14 protein-coding genes are annotated in these 19179 nt (G+C 61.3%); 9 read left to right on the forward strand and 5 right to left on the reverse strand.

All coding sequences use genetic code 11. From position 1 onward, the window contains the following. The first annotated feature begins 69 nt into the window (after positions 1-69). Positions 70-1491 (forward strand): amino acid permease, encoded by a 1422-nt coding sequence (locus VC35_RS14655; protein ID WP_046041018.1) that lies wholly within the window; start codon positions 70-72, stop codon positions 1489-1491. Positions 1492-1714: 223 nt separating this feature from the next. Here the strand turns inward: VC35_RS14655 and VC35_RS14660 are convergent, their stop codons facing one another. Beyond that, positions 1715-2842, reverse strand: coding sequence for an OpgC family protein (locus VC35_RS14660; RefSeq protein WP_046041019.1), 1128 nt, complete (start codon positions 2840-2842; stop codon positions 1715-1717). Positions 2843-3087: 245 nt separating this feature from the next. Between VC35_RS14660 and VC35_RS14665 the strand changes: the two genes are divergently transcribed. From VC35_RS14665 to VC35_RS14675, 3 genes are read left to right on the forward strand one after another with little or no spacing between them, the layout of a single operon-like run. Then, positions 3088-3462 carry a GtrA family protein gene (locus tag VC35_RS14665; RefSeq protein WP_046041020.1) on the forward strand — a complete coding sequence of 125 codons (375 nt, stop codon included), beginning with the start codon at positions 3088-3090 and terminating at the stop codon, positions 3460-3462. After that, positions 3459-4400: a glycosyltransferase family 2 protein gene (locus tag VC35_RS14670; protein WP_046041021.1), complete on the forward strand. Its 942-nt coding sequence runs from the start codon at positions 3459-3461 to the stop codon at positions 4398-4400. Before VC35_RS14665 ends, VC35_RS14670 begins: the two co-directional genes overlap by 4 nt. Position 4401: 1 nt before the next feature. Continuing rightward, a complete protein-coding gene (locus VC35_RS14675) occupies positions 4402-5910 on the forward strand; it encodes a glucosyltransferase domain-containing protein (protein ID WP_046041022.1) in 1509 nt (502 codons plus the stop codon). A gap of 27 nt (positions 5911-5937) precedes the next feature. Here the strand turns inward: VC35_RS14675 and VC35_RS14680 are convergent, their stop codons facing one another. Then, complete coding sequence (locus VC35_RS14680) at positions 5938-7557, reverse strand: FMN-binding glutamate synthase family protein (protein ID WP_046041023.1); 1620 nt, start codon at positions 7555-7557, stop codon at positions 5938-5940. Between the two features lie 148 nt (positions 7558-7705). Continuing rightward, entirely contained in the window at positions 7706-8506 is an 801-nt protein-coding gene (locus tag VC35_RS14685; protein WP_046041024.1) for a helix-turn-helix transcriptional regulator, read from the reverse strand. Positions 8507-8630: 124 nt separating this feature from the next. Between VC35_RS14685 and VC35_RS14690 the strand changes: the two genes are divergently transcribed. The 5 genes from VC35_RS14690 to VC35_RS14710 all read left to right on the forward strand — a co-directional run bounded on the left by VC35_RS14690 (position 8631) and on the right by VC35_RS14710 (position 12692). After that, the gene (locus VC35_RS14690) at positions 8631-9452 is read left to right on the forward strand and encodes a carbon-nitrogen hydrolase family protein (protein ID WP_046041025.1); all 822 of its coding nucleotides are present in this window, start codon (positions 8631-8633) and stop codon (positions 9450-9452) included. Between the two features lie 233 nt (positions 9453-9685). Further along, complete coding sequence (locus tag VC35_RS14695) at positions 9686-11011, forward strand: APC family permease (protein WP_046041027.1); 1326 nt, start codon at positions 9686-9688, stop codon at positions 11009-11011. An 84-nt stretch (positions 11012-11095) separates the two neighbouring features. Continuing rightward, on the forward strand, positions 11096-11530 hold the full coding sequence (locus VC35_RS14700) for an NUDIX hydrolase (protein ID WP_046041028.1): 435 nt from the start codon (positions 11096-11098) through the stop codon (positions 11528-11530). A 23-nt stretch (positions 11531-11553) separates the two neighbouring features. Beyond that, entirely contained in the window at positions 11554-12192 is a 639-nt protein-coding gene (locus tag VC35_RS14705) for a LysE family translocator (RefSeq protein WP_046041029.1), read from the forward strand. Positions 12193-12194: 2 nt separating this feature from the next. Beyond that, complete coding sequence (locus VC35_RS14710) at positions 12195-12692, forward strand: GNAT family N-acetyltransferase (RefSeq protein ID WP_046041030.1); 498 nt, start codon at positions 12195-12197, stop codon at positions 12690-12692. Between the two features lie 183 nt (positions 12693-12875). Here the strand turns inward: VC35_RS14710 and metR are convergent, their stop codons facing one another. Continuing rightward, entirely contained in the window at positions 12876-13793 is a 918-nt protein-coding gene (metR, locus tag VC35_RS14715; RefSeq protein ID WP_046041032.1) for a transcriptional regulator MetR, read from the reverse strand. Positions 13794-13910: 117 nt separating this feature from the next. Further along, positions 13911-19145: a dermonecrotic toxin domain-containing protein gene (locus VC35_RS14720; protein ID WP_046041034.1), complete on the reverse strand. Its 5235-nt coding sequence runs from the start codon at positions 19143-19145 to the stop codon at positions 13911-13913. Positions 19146-19179 lie beyond the last annotated feature (34 nt).

The raw sequence follows: 19179 nt of genomic DNA on the forward strand, positions 1-19179 counted from the left end.
GGCGATGGCTTATCGGTCAGCGCTTCGCCACTCGGTGGTCATATCCAATAACAAGACGAGGATGTCCCCATGCCCGTAGGCAATCACCTGCCCCAAGGCGAGACCGCTCAGGGTGGTCCGCTTAAACGTGAACTCGGCGAGCGGCATATTCGCCTGATGGCACTCGGTGCCTGTATCGGTGTCGGCCTGTTCCTGGGCTCGGCCAAGGCCATCGAAATGGCCGGCCCGGCCATCATGCTGTCTTACATCATCGGCGGTCTGGCGATCCTGGTGATCATGCGCGCCCTCGGCGAGATGGCCGTGCACAATCCGGTCGCTGGCTCGTTCAGCCGTTACGCCCAAGACTACCTCGGCCCGCTGGCGGGCTTCCTGACCGGCTGGAACTACTGGTTCCTGTGGCTGGTGACCTGCGTCGCGGAAATCACGGCCGTGGCGGTGTACATGGGGATCTGGTTCCCCGATGTGCCGCGCTGGATCTGGGCGCTCGCCGCGTTGATCAGCATGGGCTCGATCAACCTGATCGCGGTCAAGGCCTTCGGTGAGTTCGAGTTCTGGTTTGCCCTGATCAAGATCGTCACCATCATTGCGATGGTGTTCGGCGGCATCGGCATCATCGCCTTCGGTTTCGGCAACGACGGCGTGGCCCTGGGGATTTCCAACCTGTGGACCCACGGCGGCTTCATGCCCAACGGCGTGCAAGGCGTGTTGATGTCCCTGCAAATGGTGATGTTCGCCTACCTTGGCGTGGAGATGATCGGCCTGACCGCCGGTGAAGCGAAGAACCCGCAAAAGACCATCCCCAACGCCATCGGCTCGGTGTTCTGGCGGATTCTGCTGTTCTACGTCGGCGCGTTGTTCGTGATCCTGTCGATCTACCCGTGGAACGAAATCGGTACTCAGGGCAGTCCGTTCGTGATGACTTTCGAGCGGCTGGGCATCAAGACAGCGGCGGGCATCATCAACTTCGTGGTGATTACCGCTGCGCTGTCGTCCTGCAACGGCGGCATCTTCAGTACCGGGCGCATGCTCTACAGCCTGGCGCAGAACGGCCAGGCCCCGGCGGGCTTTGCCAAGACCTCGAACAATGGCGTGCCGCGTCGTGCATTGCTGCTGTCGATTGGCGCGTTGCTGCTGGGCGTACTGCTCAACTATCTGGTGCCGGAAAAGGTGTTTGTCTGGGTGACGGCGATTGCCACCTTCGGCGCGATCTGGACCTGGGCGATGATCCTGCTGGCCCAGCTGAAATTCCGCAAGGGCCTGAGCGCCAGCGAAGCGGCCGGCCTGAAATACCGCATGTGGCTGTACCCGATCAGCTCTTATCTGGCGCTGGCGTTCCTGGTGCTGGTGGTCGGCCTGATGGCGTACTTCCCGGACACCCGCGTGGCGCTGTATGTGGGCCCTGCGTTCCTGGTGCTGCTGACGGTGTTGTTCTACGTGTTCAAGTTGCAACCGACCAATGTTTCGCAAGGTGCGGCGCGTTCGGCTTCGTAAGTCGTAATGCCTGAAAGACAAAAGCCCCGGTCGAAATGATCGGGGCTTTTTGTTGAAGGACATTTATCTGTGAGCAGGGGCTTTTGTGGCGAGCGAGCTTGCTCGCGCTGGGGCGCGTAGCGGCCCTGAACGCTGCAATCGTGATCCTTCAGGTGCACCACGCTATCCGGTTTACGTCTGCTTCGCAGCCGAGCGGGAGCAAGCTCCCTCGCCACAGAAGCAGTCAACGGACGGCGACGGTTTGCGGTGACCGGGTCAACCACTTGTTGAACTCCAGCCACGCCGCCAGCAACGCCATCAACCCGGCACCCACCAGCGCCGTGAAGATCTGCATGGCAAAAGCATCGTTGGTCAACGCATTGACCATGTCCGCCAATGGCGCCAGCAGCACGCCCAGACAGAAAATCTCCAGCGAGAAACGGCCCATGCGGCAACTTTGCTGCGCGAGCCAGTTTTGCGTCCATCCACTGTCGGGAATCAGTTTCGCCGTGACATAGGCCAGTGCCAGGAAGTGCAGCAGGCGCACGGGGGACAGATCGGTCTTGCTGATGGGGTACAGGAAGTTTCGCAGGCTCGCCGGCACCACGGCATCGTGAATGTCCGGCCAACGCCACAGAACGGTCAACACACCGGCGGCTACTACATACAGCGCCGCACTGACAAACAGCGGCTGGCGTAGCAATGGGCGGGACTCGGGCAAGCGCGGGCGCTGGCTGTGAATCGCAGCGGCACCGCCGAGTACGAACAGCAACTGCCAGGCGACCGGGTTGAAATACCACACGCCGTCCTTGATGGCCGTCAGGTTCCAGCCAGCCAGCGGCACCATCAGGTACAGCGCCAAGGACATCGCGACCACCACCCAGGCCTTGCGCACCAGCAGCGGCAGCACCAGGGGCAAGCCCGCCAACAGCACGATGTACAGCGGCAACGGGTCCATCAGGTTCGGCTTGAAGCGCAACAGCAGTTCATCGATCAGCGCCTGCTGCGGGTTGCTGATGAAGTGATGCATGCCCATTTCCTCCACCAGGTCCCGTGTTTCCACGTGGCTGTTGGCGAAAAACACAATGCCCATCAGCATCGCCAGCAGGAAGATATGCACCACGTAGAGCACCCAGGCCCGGCGCAGGATTTTCACGCAGGCGATCAGAAAGCCTTCGCGCGCCAGGACTTTGCCGTACGCCAGTACGGCCGCGTAACCTGCCAGAAACACGAAAACCTCGGCCGCATCGCTGAAACCGAAGTTACGCAGGGTGATTTGCCCCAAGGGGTTGTGGGGCACGTGATCCCAAAAGATGAAGATCAGTGCCAGACCACGAAAAAAGTCGATCCGGTGATCGCGTGCTAACGTCATGACAGCAGGCTCGTAACAGCGGGTAAAAATGGGATTGGCCGCGGGCGCGAAGGCCACGCGCCCGATCGGCGGCGCGCAGGGTGGACTGATTCGCGGGCAATTGCAAAGTCGGGATATTGCCGGATGTCTCGGGGGTTGCCCCAAGGCTCAACCGCTGGTCTGAAAGGTCCGTCAACCTGCGATTTCTGACAGCAGACAGTCATCAAATACTAATGAGTGCAACGTTCTTGAAACGGGAGCCTCCAATGAGACTGTTGTGGAAAGGGCTGTCCAGTTACACGGTGATCGGGGTCGCCAACACCCTGATCCACTGGCAGATCTTTTTCCTGCTGAGCGTGGCGGCCGGCCTCAGCCAGGCAATCAGCAACCTGGCGGCCTTCTGCGTGGCTGCGTCGTTTTCTTTCTACATGAACGCGCAATTTACCTTTGCCGCCAATGCGACGGTCGCAGGTTACCTGCTGTTTCTTTTGGGCATGGGGGCATTGAGCCTGGGGGTCGGTCATCTCGGCGATGTCTGGCGATTGCATGGTTTGCTCACCGTGGCCTTGTTCTCGGCGTTGAGCCTGGTATTCGGCTTCCTATATTCCAAATACGTGGTGTTTCGCGAGCGTGATCAATGAAAGTGTCGCTCATTGTCCCTGTGTTCAACGAAGAACAGGCGATCGACCTGTTTTATCAGGCGGTACGACGGGAATTGAAGCTCAGCGGCACCGACGTCGAGATCGTGTTCATCAACGACGGCAGCTCCGACCGCACGGCCGAACAGGCTACGGCACTGGCCCTGGCGGATGATCAGGTCATGCTGATCAATTTTTCGCGAAACTTCGGCAAGGAGCCGGCATTGTTTGCCGGCCTGGAACACGCCAGCGGCGATGCCGTGATCCCGATGGATGTCGACCTGCAGGACCCGATCAACGTCATTCCGTTATTGGTCGAGCAATGGCAAAAGGGTGCCGACGTGGTGCTCGCCAAGCGCCGCAGCCGGGCCGCCGACGGCTACCTCAGGCGCCACAGCGCGTCGATTTTCTACCATGTGCTCAATCGCATCGCCTACACCCGCATCGAGGAAAACGTCGGGGACTTCCGGCTGATGGATCGCAAGGTGGTCGATGTGATCCGTTCCCTGCCCGAGCACCAGTTGTTCATGAAAGGCGTGTTGTCGTGGGCCGGGTTCAATACCGTGGTGGTGGAGTTCGAGCGGGCGGGGCGAGTGGCGGGGAGCAGCAAGTTCAACGGCTGGAAGCTGTGGAACCTGGCACTGGAAGGCGTGACCTCGTTCAGCACCGTGCCGCTGCGCTTGTGGACTTACGTCGGTGGCGGCATATCGATTTTCGCGGTGCTCTATGCGGTGTACATGGTGCTGGACAAGATTTTCTTCGGCAACAGCGTCCCCGGTTATCCGTCGCTGATGACCGCGATCCTGTTTCTCGGCGGCGTGCAACTGATCGGCATCGGCATCCTCGGCGAGTACATCGGGCGCATCTACATCGAGGCCAAGCACCGGCCGCGCTATGTGATCAAGGACATCGTCGGCGGTAAAAACCGGGGCGGGCGCTAGCATGGGCCGGTTCAGCGACTTCTTCGTTCGCGAGCTCAGCCGGCATCAGGTCTGGAAGTTTTTTCTGTTCGCCACCTTGGTGTATGTCCTGCCGTTGATCCTCGCGGATTTTCCCTACATCGATGACAACTGGCGCTCGCTGTCGGCGGGTATGGCCTGGGCCGAACAGGGCCGACTCTTCGCCCAGCTGTTCTACAACGCGCTGTCCTTCAGCCATGCCGCGCCGAACATCTTTCCCTTGCCCTTGTTGATTGCCACGCTGGCCATGGCGTCGGCGCTGACCAGCCTGACGTTCCATTACTTCCGCCAGCCCACCGTCGCTTGTTGCCTGGTGCTGTTGCCGCTCTGGTACAACCCGTTCTTCCTGCAAAACCTGTCCTATCAATACGACGGTCCCGCCACGGCCCTGAGCCTGGTGACGGTGATCTACGCCATAACCTTTCGTCACCCGTGGCGCGGCGTGCAATGGCTGGTGCCGGCGTTCCTGATAGCACTGGCGCTGGGGTTGTATCAGATCAGCCTGAATGTGTTCCTGGGCCTGTGTTGCCTGGAGTTGCTCAGGGCCGCCAACGATAAAACGGCCCCGGTGCCATGGCGCGACCTGCTGGGCTGGAAAGCCGCCCAGGTCATCCTCGGCGGGTTGATCTACAGCGTCAGTGCGGGTCCGTTCATGGACTCCAATCGCACATCGATGCTCGATTGGACGGCGCATCCTTCATTGCAGATCCAGATCAACATTGGCCGGGTCCTGGAAAAGGTCGTGCTGCTGTTCCATGGCGGATGGCTCTGGGTGTTCGGCGGGTTGCTGTTGCTCGCGATAGCCGGGGCGGTGCGGTTGGGATTGAACGTAGCGGCGCGCCAGGACAGCGGGCCGAAGAAGCTGTTGATCGGCCTGATGTGTTTGCTGACTTTTCCGGTGGTGACGCTGCTGGTGTCCGGTGTGGCTCTGTTTTTCCGCGACTTCAACGAAGGCGCTCGCACCTTGATGGGCTTCGCCGTGCTGCTGGTATTGCTGTTCTACCTGGGTCATCTGGCGCTGGCGTCGATCCATGAGCGCCTGCCACTGTTGTTGATGATTCCCCTGCTGGCCATGTTGTCGCTGTCGTTCGCCTACGGCCGGGTGCTGACGGTGCAGAAAACCTTTGCGTCCACGGCGCTGGCCGGTCTTGCGTACGACATCGCCAGCCACCAGTCGCTGCGCGAGGCCAGGCGGATCTACATCTCGGTGAGTTATTCCGACTATTGGTTAGTGGCGGCGTCAGGCTCATTCAAGCAGCTGCCGGTGCTGCACTACCTGCTCAATACCGACTTTTACATGCTGGCCGAGAATCTGCCGAAAGCGGGGATCACCAACGTGGTGGCGGAGCGGGAGCGGCGCAACGCGACACGGGTGGGTTATCAGGGTTATCCGGCACTGGTGGACAGCCAGTACTACCGGATTTACCTGATCGGTGATTACGGTTTCATCGTGATGAAGGAACCGACCCCGAGCAAAACACTGCGTTGGTGAGGCGCGATTTTGATCGGGGTGGCGAGGTCATGCCGCCGCTATGTCATGGGGCTCGAAACTGTCGGCCCGGGCCATCTGCCACATCCGCGAGTAGAACTCGCCGTTCACCTCGCCGGTCAGCAACTCCCCCGGTTTGAGGAATACGTGCAACTGCGAGAACAGCTTGATCTCGGTCGCCGACATGCGTCGCACCAGATGCTTGGCCGACAACTGCGACGGGTGTTCGAGGCCGGCGGCGGCGAGCATTTCCGCCAGGGCCTTGAGGGTGTTGCGGTGGAAGTTGAATACACGCTGGGCCTTGTCCGGCACCACCAGCGCGCGCTGGCGCAGGGTGTCCTGGGTGGCGACGCCGGTCGGGCATTTGTTGGTGTGGCAACTCTGCGACTGGATGCAGCCGATGGCGAACATGAAGCCGCGTGCCGAGTTGGCCCAGTCGGCGCCGATGGCCAGCACGCTGGCGATGTCGAAGGCGCTGACGATCTTGCCGCTGGCGCCGAGTTTGATCTTGTCCCGCAGGTTCAGGCCCACCAGGGTGTTGTGCACGAACAGCAGGCCTTCGCGCATCGGCACACCGATGTGGTCGGTGAACTCCACGGGCGCGGCGCCAGTGCCGCCTTCCTTGCCGTCGACGACGATGAAGTCCGGGAGGATGCCCGTTTCCAGCATGGCTTTGGCGATGCCCATGAACTCCCACGGATGGCCGAGGCAGAACTTGAAGCCCACCGGTTTACCGCCGGACAACTCACGCAACTGTGCGATGAAATGCATCATTTCGATCGGCGTGGAAAACGCAGTGTGGCGCGACGGTGACACGCAGTCCTCGCCCATCAGGATGCCGCGGGTTTCGGCGATTTCCCGGGTGACCTTGTGTTTGGGCAGGATGCCGCCGTGGCCGGGCTTGGCGCCCTGGCTCATCTTGATTTCGATCATCCGCACCTGCGGCGTCCGGGCTTGCGCCGCGAAGCGTTCCGGGTCGAAGAGACCGTCGCTGGTGCGGCAGCCAAAGTAGCCGCTGCCCAGTTCCCAGGTCAGGTCGCCGCCGTTCTCCCGGTGATAGGGGCTGATGCTGCCTTCGCCGGTGTCATGGGCGAAGTTGCCGAGCTTGGCACCCTGGTTCAACGCGCGGATGGCGTTGGCGCTGAGGGAACCGAAACTCATGGCCGAAATGTTGAACACCGACGCCGAATACGGCTGGGTGCACTGCGGGCCGCCGACGGTGACCCGGAAACTGCTCGGGTCGCTCAACGGCGCGGGGCGCATGGAGTGGCCGATGAATTCGAAACCCGACTGATACACGTCAATCAGTGTGCCGAAGGGTTTGTCGGCGGTTTCATTCTTGGCCCGGGAATAGACCAACGAGCGCTGGGCCCGGGAGAAGGGCAGGGCGTCGCTGTCGGATTCGAGCAGGTACTGGCGGATTTCCGGGCGGATGCCTTCGACCAGGTAACGGATATTGCCGAGGATCGGGTAATTGCGGCGCACCGCGTGGGGGCTTTGCAGCAGATCGAACACACCGATCAGGCTGAGGACAGCCGTGACGGCGGTGATCGGCCAGAGCCAGTCATAGTCAAGAAAAGGCAGGCTGGCGAGGGAGAAGATCACGCAGACGGCAAAGAAGGCGTAGCGGCTCAGGAGTGACAGGCTCATACGGTTTCCTTGGGTTCGGACTCAATATTGTGGCTAAAACACAAAACACTGTAGGAGCGAGCCTGCTCGCGAAGGCGGCGGTGCAGTCGACATCGATGTTGGCTGACATACCGCTATCGCGAGCAGGCTCGCTCCTACAGAAAAGCTGTCAGGCATTTTGTGCCTGGAGAAAAATCGAAAACAGCTCGGACTGGGATTTGATCCCCAGCTTGCTGTACATGTGTTTCTTGTGGACTTTCACGGTTTCGGCAGAGATTTCCAGCTTACGGGCGATTTCTTTACTGGAGCAACCGCTAAGCATCAAGCGCCCGACATCCAGCTCCCGGGCGGTCAACTGCGCGCCTTTGAGTTGCTGCACAGAGGCCTCCAGCTGTACCCGCCAGTCGGCTTGCGGCGGTGCGGGGGCCAGGGCCACGACTTCGTTGATTTCATAGGGTAGACGCTGGCGCAACAAACCGAGCACCCACGGCTGGATCAACGACAACAAGGCGATCTGCTGGCCGCTGAAGCGCTGGGTGCTGCCCAGGGACAGGCACAGCGTGCGGTCGCCTTCGAGCTGACAATTGAACTGGATTTCGTCGGCCACCACATTCAGACGAAAGTAGCGCTGGTAATACTCGGTCAGCTCGAAGTGCTCCGGGGCCACCTCCGACAGGCGATACAGCCCGGTGCGCGACTGCTCGCGGCAGGCGATGTAGAAGGGGTCGAGCAGGTACAGGCCGCGCAGGTAATCCTGGAACAACTGGTCGGGGCTGCCGTCCTCGCCGGGGCATTCGGCGAACACCTGGGGGCGCTGATCGGCGCTGAAAAGCAGCGCCACCCAGCTGTCGAAGGGCACGTACTGGTCCAGCAAGCGCACAAGCTGGGTCCAGAAGTTGGGCTTGTCCAGGGCGTCGATCAGTTGCCCCACCGAGCGGTGCCAGGCGATGTCGTCCAACGAGAGTGTCATGCATCTACCCCTATCGTGTTACCCCAGCGGCGTAATTCCCCGCCCGGTTGCTTGCTGCGCATACTGGCGCACAGACACCGACCGGGCAATCTTTCTGCCGTCCGGCCCATAACAAGGAATACCCATGAAGGTCGAACTCGCCCAACTGGCAGGCCGTGACAACGATACGGCTTACAACCTCGAACGCACCCTGGCGGCGATGGCTGCGTGCGCAGCCGACACGCAGCTGATCCTGTTCCCCGAAGGCCACTTGATGGGCTTCCCTTCGGCCGAGTCCGTGGCCGAGGTGGCCGAGGCGCTGGACGGCCCGTCCGTTAGTGCGGTAATCGCCGCCGCCCGCCAGCGCAATATTGCCGTGGCCATCGGCATGGCCGAGAACGACAACGGCCGTTTCTACAACACCACGTTGCTGATCACTCCTGAAGGCATCGCGCTGAAGTACCGCAAGACTCACTTGTGGGCCTCGGATCGCGGTGTCTACGAGGCGGGCGATCGCTACGCCACCTGCCTGTGGAACGGCGTGCGCGTGGGCCTGCTGATTTGCTACGACATCGAATTCCCCGAAAGCGCCCGCGCCCTGGCCCAACTGGGCGCCGAGCTGCTGATCGTCACCAACGGCAACATGGACCCGTACGGCCCGACCCATCGCACCGCGATCATGGCCCGGGCCCAGGAAAACCAGGCGTTTGCGCTGATGGTCAACCGTGTGGAAACCGGCGATGACAATCTGCTGTTCGCCGGCGGCAGTGCACTGGTTGATCCGCTGGGCACCCTGTTATTCGAAGCCGGACGCGAGGAAGGGCAGTTTGCCGTTGAACTGGACCTGAACCAACTGACGACGGCGCGCCAGGATTATCGCTATCTGGATGATCAGCGGCTGAAGTTGCCGGGGGAGGTAGTTGAGCATGCGTCCGGATTGCGGGAGCTGCTGATTCCTGTGCGCTGATCCTGATTTCTTGTCGACCAGGATGACGCCATCGCGAGCAGGCTCGCTCCCACAGGGATCTGCAGTGGATTCAGATTTTGTAACCGACACAAAACCCTGTAGGAGCGAGCCTGCTCGCGATGAGGTCCTCCCGGACAACACACCTGCCTGACCCAAGAACAACAACGCAACACCCGTAATTTGCGCCGAACTCGGCTCTGCCATAAATCCAATAAAATCCGGAGTAGTCGCTCATGGCTCGTTTGCAACGCACCCTGTCACTGGGGTCGGTGGTGCTGTTTGGCATCGCCTACATGACGCCGATCATTGTGCTCGGCACCTTTGGCATCCTCGCCCAATCCACCGCCGGCATGGTGCCGGCCGCGTACCTCGCGGCGCTGGTGGCGATGTTTTTCACCGCCATGAGCTACGGGCGCATGGCCTCGGCGTTCCCGGTGGCCGGCTCGGCCTACAGCTATGTGCGCAAGGCCATCAGCCCGAAACTCGGGTTCATCGCCGGTTGGGCGGTGCTGCTCGATTACCTGTTCCTGCCCATGGCGATCTGGCTGATCGGCGCGGCTTACCTCAACTCCGCATTCCCGGCAGTGCCACAGTGGATCTGGGTGCTGGCGTTCATCGGTATCACCAGCGCGATCAACATCGTCGGCCTGAAACTGGCCAATGGCATCAACGCCTTGCTGATGCTGGTGCAGTTCCTGGTGCTGATCGCCTTCGTCGCGTTGTGCGTGCATTACGTCGGCGGCGATGCGAGCACGCCGTTGTGGTCGATCAAACCGTTCTTCAACGGCGACATGCAGATGCCGCTGATCATGAGTGGCGCGGCCATCGCCTGCTACTCGTTCCTGGGCTTCGACGCGGTCAGCACCCTGACCGAAGAAACCCGCGATCCACGCCGCACCATTCCCCGGGCGATCATGCTGATCACCTTGATCGGCGGGCTGATTTTCGTCGGCGTGTCGTACTTCGTGCAGATTGCTCATCCGTCGTTCCAGTTCGACAACGTCGACTCGGCGGCCTATGAAATTGCCCGCAACATCGGTGGCGACCTGTTCGTGTCGATCTTCCTGATCGGCCTGATCGTCGGCCAATTCGCCTCGGGGTTGTCGGCCCAGGCCAGCGGTTCGCGGCTGCTGTACGCCATGGGTCGCGACGGCGTGTTGCCGAAAGCGTTTTTCGGCACCTTGCACGAACGCTTCGGCACGCCGATCAACAGCATCCTGCTGTGCGCGGTGGTGGCGTTGCTGGCACTGAAACTGGACGTCACCACCTCGACCTCGTTCATCAACTTCGGCGCGTTCCTGGCCTTCAGCCTGGTCAACCTGTCGGTGATTTTCCATTACTGGATCGGTGGCGAGAAAAAAGGCCCGCGTGAGTTCGTGCTGTTCCTGCTGTTCCCGTTCATCGGCCTGGCAGCGGATTTGTGGCTGATGGTCAGCCTCGATCATCTGGCGGTGTACCTGGGGTTGAGCTGGCTGGCGATTGGCGTGGTGTACCTGGCAGTGTTGACCGGCGGTTTCCGTCGGCAGCCGCCAGAGATGGATTTCCAGGAAGCTGCATAAGTCTTTCTGCCTGAACCTGAGGCCTTTGCTCACGAGCGGCGGACATGTGATCCTTAGCGTTTTTGAGTCAAAGGCCTTTTGTTTATGTCGACGTACTCCTCGCCAGCCTCCGGGATTATCCGCATCGCCGCCGCCCTGTTGATCGGCCCCGACGGCCGCACGCTGCTGGTGCGCAAGCGCGGCACCACGGCGTTCATGCAGCCGGGTGGCAAGATCGAGCCCCATGAATTGCCGGTCCACGCCCTGGCCCGGGAGCTGGAAGAAGAGCTGGGTCTGGACATCGACCCGGCGCAGGCCGTTTACCTCGGTCACTTCTCGGCACCGGCCGCCAACGAGCCGGGTTTTGTCGTACATGCCGAGCTTTTTCAGCTGAACATAGATTCAGATGTCACCCCGGAGGCAGAGATCGAAGAAGTGATCTGGATCGACCCGGCCACCGACGGCGATGTCACCTTGGCGCCATTGACACGGGACCTGATCCTGCCGTTTTATCGAGCATCGCTGACCGCGATCGCCTGATCATCACGCAAAGGACTTCGCCCATGATCCCGCTTCAAGACCTGCTGATTTTTGCTGCTGCCGCGTTGCTGATGGTACTGACGCCGGGGCCGAACATGATCTACCTGATCTCCCGTTCGATCTGCCAGGGCCGCAAGGCCGGGGTGATCTCGCTGCTCGGGGTGGTTGCGGGTTTTTTCGTGCACCTGTTTGCTGCCGCCGCCGGTTTGACCGCGGTGTTCCTGGCGGTGCCGATGGCCTATGAGCTGTTGAAGTGGGCCGGTGCGCTGTACCTGTTGTGGCTGGCCTGGCAGGCGGTCAAACCCGGTGCGCGTTCGCCGTTCGAGGCGCAGCAGTTGCCCCCGGATTCGTCGCGCAAGCTGATCACCATGGGCTTTCTGACCAGCGCCCTGAACCCGAAAATCGCGGTGTTCTATCTGTCGGTGTTTCCGCAGTTCATCACGCCGGAGCACGGTTCGGTGTTCAGCCAGAGCATCATCCTCGGCCTGACCCAGATCAGCGTCAGTTTCTGCGTCAACCTGCTGATCGCCATGTTTGCCGCGGGCATCGCCTCGTGGTTCGTCAGCAATCCGACCTGGCTGGCGATGCAGCGCTATTTCATGGGCTTCGTGTTGTCGGCGCTGGCGCTGCGGCTGATGCTTGAGCAAAAACGGATGGTCTGAGGATGTGGATCGAACGACTGGATGCCAGCCATGCCCTGGACTACCGGGCGCTGATGCTCGAAGCCTACGACCTGCACCCGCAGGCCTTCACATCGAGCGTGCGTGAGCGGGCGGCGATGCCGCTGAGCTGGTGGGAGTCGCGCCTGAGCGGCAAGCTGGACGTGGTACTCGGGGCGTTCGAAGAAGGCCGGTTGGCCGGCATCGTCGGCCTTGCGCTCGAGCCTCGGGAAAAGGCCCGGCACAAGGTGACGCTGTTTGGCATGTATGTTTCACCGACGGTCCGCCAGCGCGGGCTCGGCCATCAACTGATTCAGGCGGCATTGGCCGAGGCGCGGAACCATGGGGGTTTGCGCCTGATCCAGTTGACCGTCACCGCCGGCAACGATGCCGCGTTCAACCTCTACCAGCGCTGCGGTTTCGTCCAGTTCGGCCTGGAACCGATGGCCGTGCGGGTGGAAGAGGATTACTTCGACAAGATCCACATGTGGCGCGAGCTCTGAAATCACCGCAGATCCCCCTGTAGGAGCCGGTATTTGTGGCGAGGGAGCTTGCTCCCGTTGGACTTCGAAGCAGTCCCGATACCATCCGCCACGGACTTTCAGTCAACACTCAAGAACATTTACGACTGCTGCGCAGCCGAGCGGGAGCAAGCTCCCTCGCCACAGTGGACAGCATCTGACTTCTCAGCGAACTGCACTAACCCCATCCAGCGTCGAAAACGACGTGTCCTTGGCCGTCAGCAAGAAGTCGCGCATGTACGGCGCATCAAGCATGTCGGCGCGGATTGCCGCATACAGTGTGGCGAACAAACCTTTCTCCCCCAGCCGCTTGGCTTTCACATAGCCCCGCGAGCTGTATTCATGCAGTGCCCAATGGGGCATGCCGCACACGCCGCGACCGCTGGCCACCAGTTGCATCATCATCACCGTCAGTTCCGAGGTGCGGACCTGGGCCGGCTCGATGTCGGCGGGTTCGAGGAAGCGGGTGAAGATGTCCAGTCGGTCCCGTTCCACCGGGTAGGTGATCAGGGTTTCCGGGAGCAAGTCTTCGGGGACGATATAGGCCTTGCTGGCCAGGCGGTGCTGGTTGGCCACCGCGAGCATCGCTTCATAAGTGAACAGCGGGACATAGGTGATCCCGGCCAGATCCACCGGATCGGAGGTCACCACCAGGTCCAGATCGCCACGGGCCAGGGCCGGCAGCGGTGCGAAGGAGAACCCCGAGGCCAGGTCCAGCTCGACCTCTGGCCAGGCGTCGCGGAACTGGTCGATGGTCGGCATCAGCCACTGGAAGCAACTGTGGCATTCGATGGCCATGTGCAAGCGACCGGCGGTGCCCCCGGCCAGGCGACTGATGTCGCGCTCGGCGGCGCGCAGCAGCGGCAGGGTGGCGTCGGCCAGTTGCAGCAGGCGCAAACCGGCGCTGGTGAAACGCACCGGTTTGGTCTTGCGCACGAACAGCTGCATGCCCATGCGCTCCTCCAGCTCTTTGAACTGGTGGGACAGGGCTGACTGTGTCAGGTGCAGGCGATCGGCCGCATCCACCAGGCTGTCGGCTTCGCGCAGGGCGTGCAGGGTCTTGAGATGACGGATTTCAAGCACCGGGGGCTCCATGAGGAAAACTTGTCGATAAATCGAAAAGGTTGAGTTTGTCTCATGTTGGTGCCGCTGTCGACCACCAGCACGGCGGAGCACATTGCGTGCCCCGCCGTTGCTGCTTCACAGTGTGGAAAAGTGTTTGTTGCCCAGCGGTTTGCCGATGTCGCCGCGCCAGATCGCCTCGATCGTACCGCCACTGGCGGCCACGTCCTTCTGCCATTGCAGGCCCAGGTTGCGTTGTTCCGGCCGTTTCAGATGGCCTTTGACGAAGTCGCTGAACTGAGGCTTGGCCGAGGTGTAATGGAAGTGTGCGTACCATAGGGTTTGCGCCGGTTCGCTGCGCAGGTCGCGCACCTCGTACTCCTGGAGGAAATCCCGTCGTCCGTCTGCGCGTTTGCCCAGGTCGCGCAAACCGCCTTCCTTGCGGATATCCACCACGTGCTGTTCTAGCAGATAGTCCAGATAACCTTCGGTCGGGGTTTTGCTGTTCATGCTTTGATCGATGCGCAGGGTGCGCCCCGTGCGCAACATCTCATCCGCCCGATTGCGCAATTGCGGCGCTACGGTCTCGGCGGGGGACAACCGTTCGATGGCCTGGGCGCGCGTGATCAACTCTGTGGCCTCGCTGCTCATCATGTGTTCAAGGTCGAGGGGCAGCATGTTTTGCTGCGCATAGCCTTTGACTTTGTTGGTATAGGCGTCCGCAGCCCCCAGCCTTTTTCCGGCCTCTGTCAGCAGCGGCCTGACATCGGTCGGCAGCATCGGTTGCGCGGAGACAGCTGGTTCACTGAGGTGATATTTACCGGTGGAGCGGGGCAGCCAGGTTTCCGTACGGCCATCGACACCTTCAATGGTGAAGCGCTTTTGCCGGGTGACTGCGTCGGTGCTGGCGATGCCGATCAACAACTGGTTGTCTTCGGTCTCGAACAACTGCTGTCCGGGCCGTCCTTCCTTGGGAACCACTGACGGGCGGGTCTTGATGGCATTGCGCGCGAAGTCTTCGACCCTGTCCAGATTGTCCAGAAATGCGCTGACTTGCTCCAGATCCAGGTGCTGCGAATAGCCGATGGTCCAGGCGCCCAACTGACGGCGGAACTCGCTATAGGCGGCCAGGCAGTCTTCGAGGACTTTGTTGCGCTGACTGACGGTGGCGCTCACCTGGGGCAGGTGATGTTGTGTCAGTAACACGCGGCCGACCTTGTTGCGGGCTGTTTTCAATTGCGTGTGGAAGTACATCCAGGACAGGTCGGTTACCGCGTCATAATGGGTGATGATTTCCAGGGTATGTGCCGTTTTCAGGTAGAAGTGATTGGCGTCGCTGAATTTTTCATTCACGGTCGTCATGTCCTGCGCCATCTTCGATTTTTGCATCCGGTTGGTGATCCGGCGGTTCCATCGATTGGCTTCCTCGACCGTCGTATGGAGCTGATCGAAGTCTTTGAGAAAGCCTTTGCGGACTTCCTTGCGCTGCGCCATGAGCTGCAAGTGCGCGGCGGTATCGGTGACCGGTGTGGTGTCTGAACGGGCGATCAACTGATCGATACGGTCGAGGTGCTCCAGCAGCCGTTCCTTGACCAGGGCGATCCGCCGTAACGAACGGTCGACGATGATCCAGGCGCAGCGGCTTTGAATATCCTCGATCTGCACGCGTTTGCGGCCATGGCTGTACAGCATCAGCTCATCGAGATTCAGGTATTGGGCCTGGGCAAGGTCGATATCGTTCGCGCAGGTGATATCGGCACGGGCGCGAAGGGTCGGGCGCTGCCGGGGTTCGAGGCCGAAGTAGTGCTCCAGCGTGACGTTGCTGCTGCGGGTCTGGGTATCAAGCCGTCGCGAGTAGGCGTCGGCGCTATTAGTCAGGGTCAACTGCCGACGCAAGGCCCGATCCGTCCACCAGCGTGGCAGCCAGCGGCGAATGGCGACCGGCCAGAGCGGGTCCAATCCATCGGCCATGTGCCCAAGCACCGCGCCACCCCCCACGCCGCCGCCTTCGATCACGGCGCCGTACACCGCGTAGTGGGTGTTCCAGTGGCCGGACTCATCCAGGGCAACCGGCTGTTTGTAGGTCCGGCTGCTGGTGCCGCTCAAGCGCCAGCGGGGTGGTTTGCCTTCCAGCTCGATGCGATAGATTCGCCCCTGGCTGACCATAAAATGGCCGTCAGTGTGGCGATACACGTTGCGATAAATGCCTTCGGTGCCCGGTTGCAGGCCCGCGAGGGAAATCGGCTTTTCATATTCGTAACCGTTGAAGCGTTCCAGGGCACGTCGTGCCTGATGTCGCGTCGATACCTGCAAGGCGCGCGGGCTTTTGCCCAGCGCCCGCCACTGACGATTGCGCGTGACGGCGCGGGCCGCAACGGGCGCAGCGCTGGCACCCGGGAGAATGTCCATGGCCGCATCGATCAGCGACAACAGCACCGCTTCCACCTCGGCCAGGCCATGACCGACATCACCGCGCAGGAAGGCCGCCACCGCCAGGTTGGCGCTGTTCCAGGCGTCGTACAGGGCAATGGTCGCACCGACGAAAGGCAGCATGCCCACGGCCATTTTCAGGTAGTTGAACATCGCGCCGGACTTCAGGGCGACTTGCTCCAGGTACAAGGCATCGTTGGAGCGCGATGTCATCCGATGGGCTTCGAGCAAGCGGCCCATGTGCACGTTCAGCAGATGCGCCGCCAGGGAGGTGCTGGATGGCCAAGGCGTACCGACGCCGATCAGGCCGTCGAAGTTTCTCACTCTCGCCTCGTTGATTCGGCTGACGTGATGGGCGAACTCTCCGGTCAAGGCCCGTCCGGCGAGATAGGTGACCATCGAGCTGCGCAGGCAATCGTTGAATAGCCGTATCCGCGCCTGCTCAAGGCTGTCGAACTGGCGCATAAACACACCGTCCGGGCTGTCCGGCAGGTAGAGCAGGGTCAGGCCACTGATCCGCTCGACAATGAAGGTCACACCGGACAGGGTGCTCGACCCCTGGCCAGGGGTGTCGATGCCGCCTACTGTCAGGTGCGTCGGCAGCAGTTCGATGCGTTGGCCATGGGCGCTGAAGGCTTCACGGCTGCTGGCATCGATGGCGATCTCCAGGACCTGTTGGCCATCGGCATTGATGTCTTTGGCGAGCACGGCGAACTCGCCTTGCAGGCGCAGCATCAGGCGCCAGGGTTCGCTCAGGCATTCGTGGCGGTATTCATTGCTGAAGGCCGGAGCGGTCGAGGTGCCGAGGAAGGTTTCACGAATCAACGTTTCATACTGTCCGGCCAGGTCCAGTTCGGTGACCATCTTGCGCAGCCAGGCCGGGGTGATGCCGGTTTTCAGCTTCTGTTGATCCGTCGCGTCGCTGCCGCTGATCTCCACTTGCATGAACGACAGTCGCCACGACATCGCCTGATCAATGTTGCTTTGCGCCAGGTCGCCGAGGGATAGCTTGCTGCGCTGCTCGCTGGCGACCAGCACATTTTCCTGGGGGGTTCCCGGTGCCGCACCTTCGGTGACGACCTTGCACCAGGTGGTTGAGTCCGGCACGTCCAGTAGCACGTCAACGTTGCGGGTCAGGCCGAACGCCTGGCGCAGGTGGGCATCGATGGCCTTTTTGCTGAAGGTGTCGCGGGGCGGCAACTCGCGCTCCAGCCATTCATGGGAGCGATTCATGGCCTTGATGTAGGACTTGAACAGCGTCTTGATCCGCTCACGTTGTGCGGCGGGCAAGGCGCTGTGCCACGCCGGCAAACGTGCGGCCAGCGCACTGCTGTGAACTTGCTCGACAATGTGCTGATGAGCCAGTTCACGGGCTGCGGGGACAGGAACCGTCAGGCAGGCGAGGGTCTGTTCGCGCAGCTTTTCCAGTTCCGTCTCGCGTTGACTGGCGCGAGATGGAACCGGGTTGGCGGTCAGCAGCCGGGCCACTTGTTGTTCACAGCTGTGAAGCTGATTCTGCAAGGCGTATTCGAACGGGTTCGCAGTCAGTGGCAGGATATGCAGCGCTTGACTGCCGACATTGGCCGAAAGTTTGAACAGCGTCTGTTCCAGAGCCTGTCGAGACGCGAACCGTTGCAGGCCACCGAAGCGTCCGGGCCAGTAGAGCAACAGGCTTTCGGTCGAGGTCGGCAGCAAGGCCGACGGCCGGGAAAACAGCAATACACCGTCCAGTTCCCGGGATTGTGTGCCGGTGGTGTCACCTTCAGTGTCCGTCATCGACAACACCAGGCGCGCTACCACCACTCCGTCCGGGGGTGGTTGATCCGGTGCATCCAGCACGCTGGTCAGCCATTGATGTTCCTCGTGGCTGATCTGGCTCAGGCTCAATTGCAGCTCGGCTTCGGCGCGCAGGCCGTCCAGGCGTGCCTGGTAAAGGGTGGCGTAGTGCGGACGGTTTTTGTGGCGCAATTCCAGCATTTTCTGCGCACTGTCGCTGTGCAGCAGCGCGGTTGCAGCGCGGGTGCTGGCCTGCTCGGCCGTCGTGAGGGCGTCCATTTGCTGTTGCAGGCGTTGCAGGCGCGGGTCAGTGTGGTCACCCTGAAAGTTCTCGCCCAACAAGGTATCCAGTGCCGTGCGCTGTTGCGCCAGTGCCTGGTGACGGATGCCCAGTGGAATATCGGGGCTCAACTGGCCGAACAGGACACCGTCGTCGTTGGTCTCCACGTCTGGCGGGTCGGCGGGCAGGGCCAGGATCGATTCGTTACGCGACCGGTCCTCAGGTGCGACGTGCAAGCGCGACCACAGGGATTCGGCGCTGGTCTGCAGCACCTTCTGCTCAAGCGCTGTGTACTCGACCCTGAGGGTGCCTGGCGGTAGCCGGGGCTGATCGAACATCTGCGGCTGATGTTCGATCAGCCAGCTTTCCATATCGACACGGTTCTCAAAGGTCATCCAGGCGGATGGCCGGGAAGGCAAGTACAGCAGTTGAGCGACCGGTTGCTTCGTGTCCCGGGTGATGACCAAGGCGCCCGATAGCTTGACTGACAGGCCTATGTCATCCATGAACTGCATTTGCTCGACGTAAACCCGTGGAGTGGCAGGCGTTGCTGTCTGCACGGGTGGGTCGAGGATCGCCTGTAATGTCTCGATCTGTTCGGTTTGCAGAATGCCCTGGGCAAAAGCCCATTGGCTCGATGCCTCGAAATGCTGACGGTACAAGCGGTTGGCCTGTGCCTTGCGCGACTGATCCGTACCGCGCGCACGGGCATTCCACCAAGTGCTGGCGAGCGGCGACTGCGGGTTTTGCGCCATAAGCGCCCGCCACTGTTCACAGCATTCATTCCAGCGTTCCGAGGCGCTCAGGGTCAGGCTTTGATCCGGGTTTGCGGGCAAAGGAAAGACAAGGCCGAAATCGGCCGTTAGGGGGGTGGTTTCGTCAACCATGACGATGAATCTCCAGAAGGCCGGGCCGTGCCGG

Source organism: Pseudomonas fluorescens (genome assembly GCF_000967965.1).
In the GTDB taxonomy this organism is placed as follows: Bacteria; Pseudomonadota; Gammaproteobacteria; order Pseudomonadales; family Pseudomonadaceae; genus Aquipseudomonas; species Aquipseudomonas grandcourensis.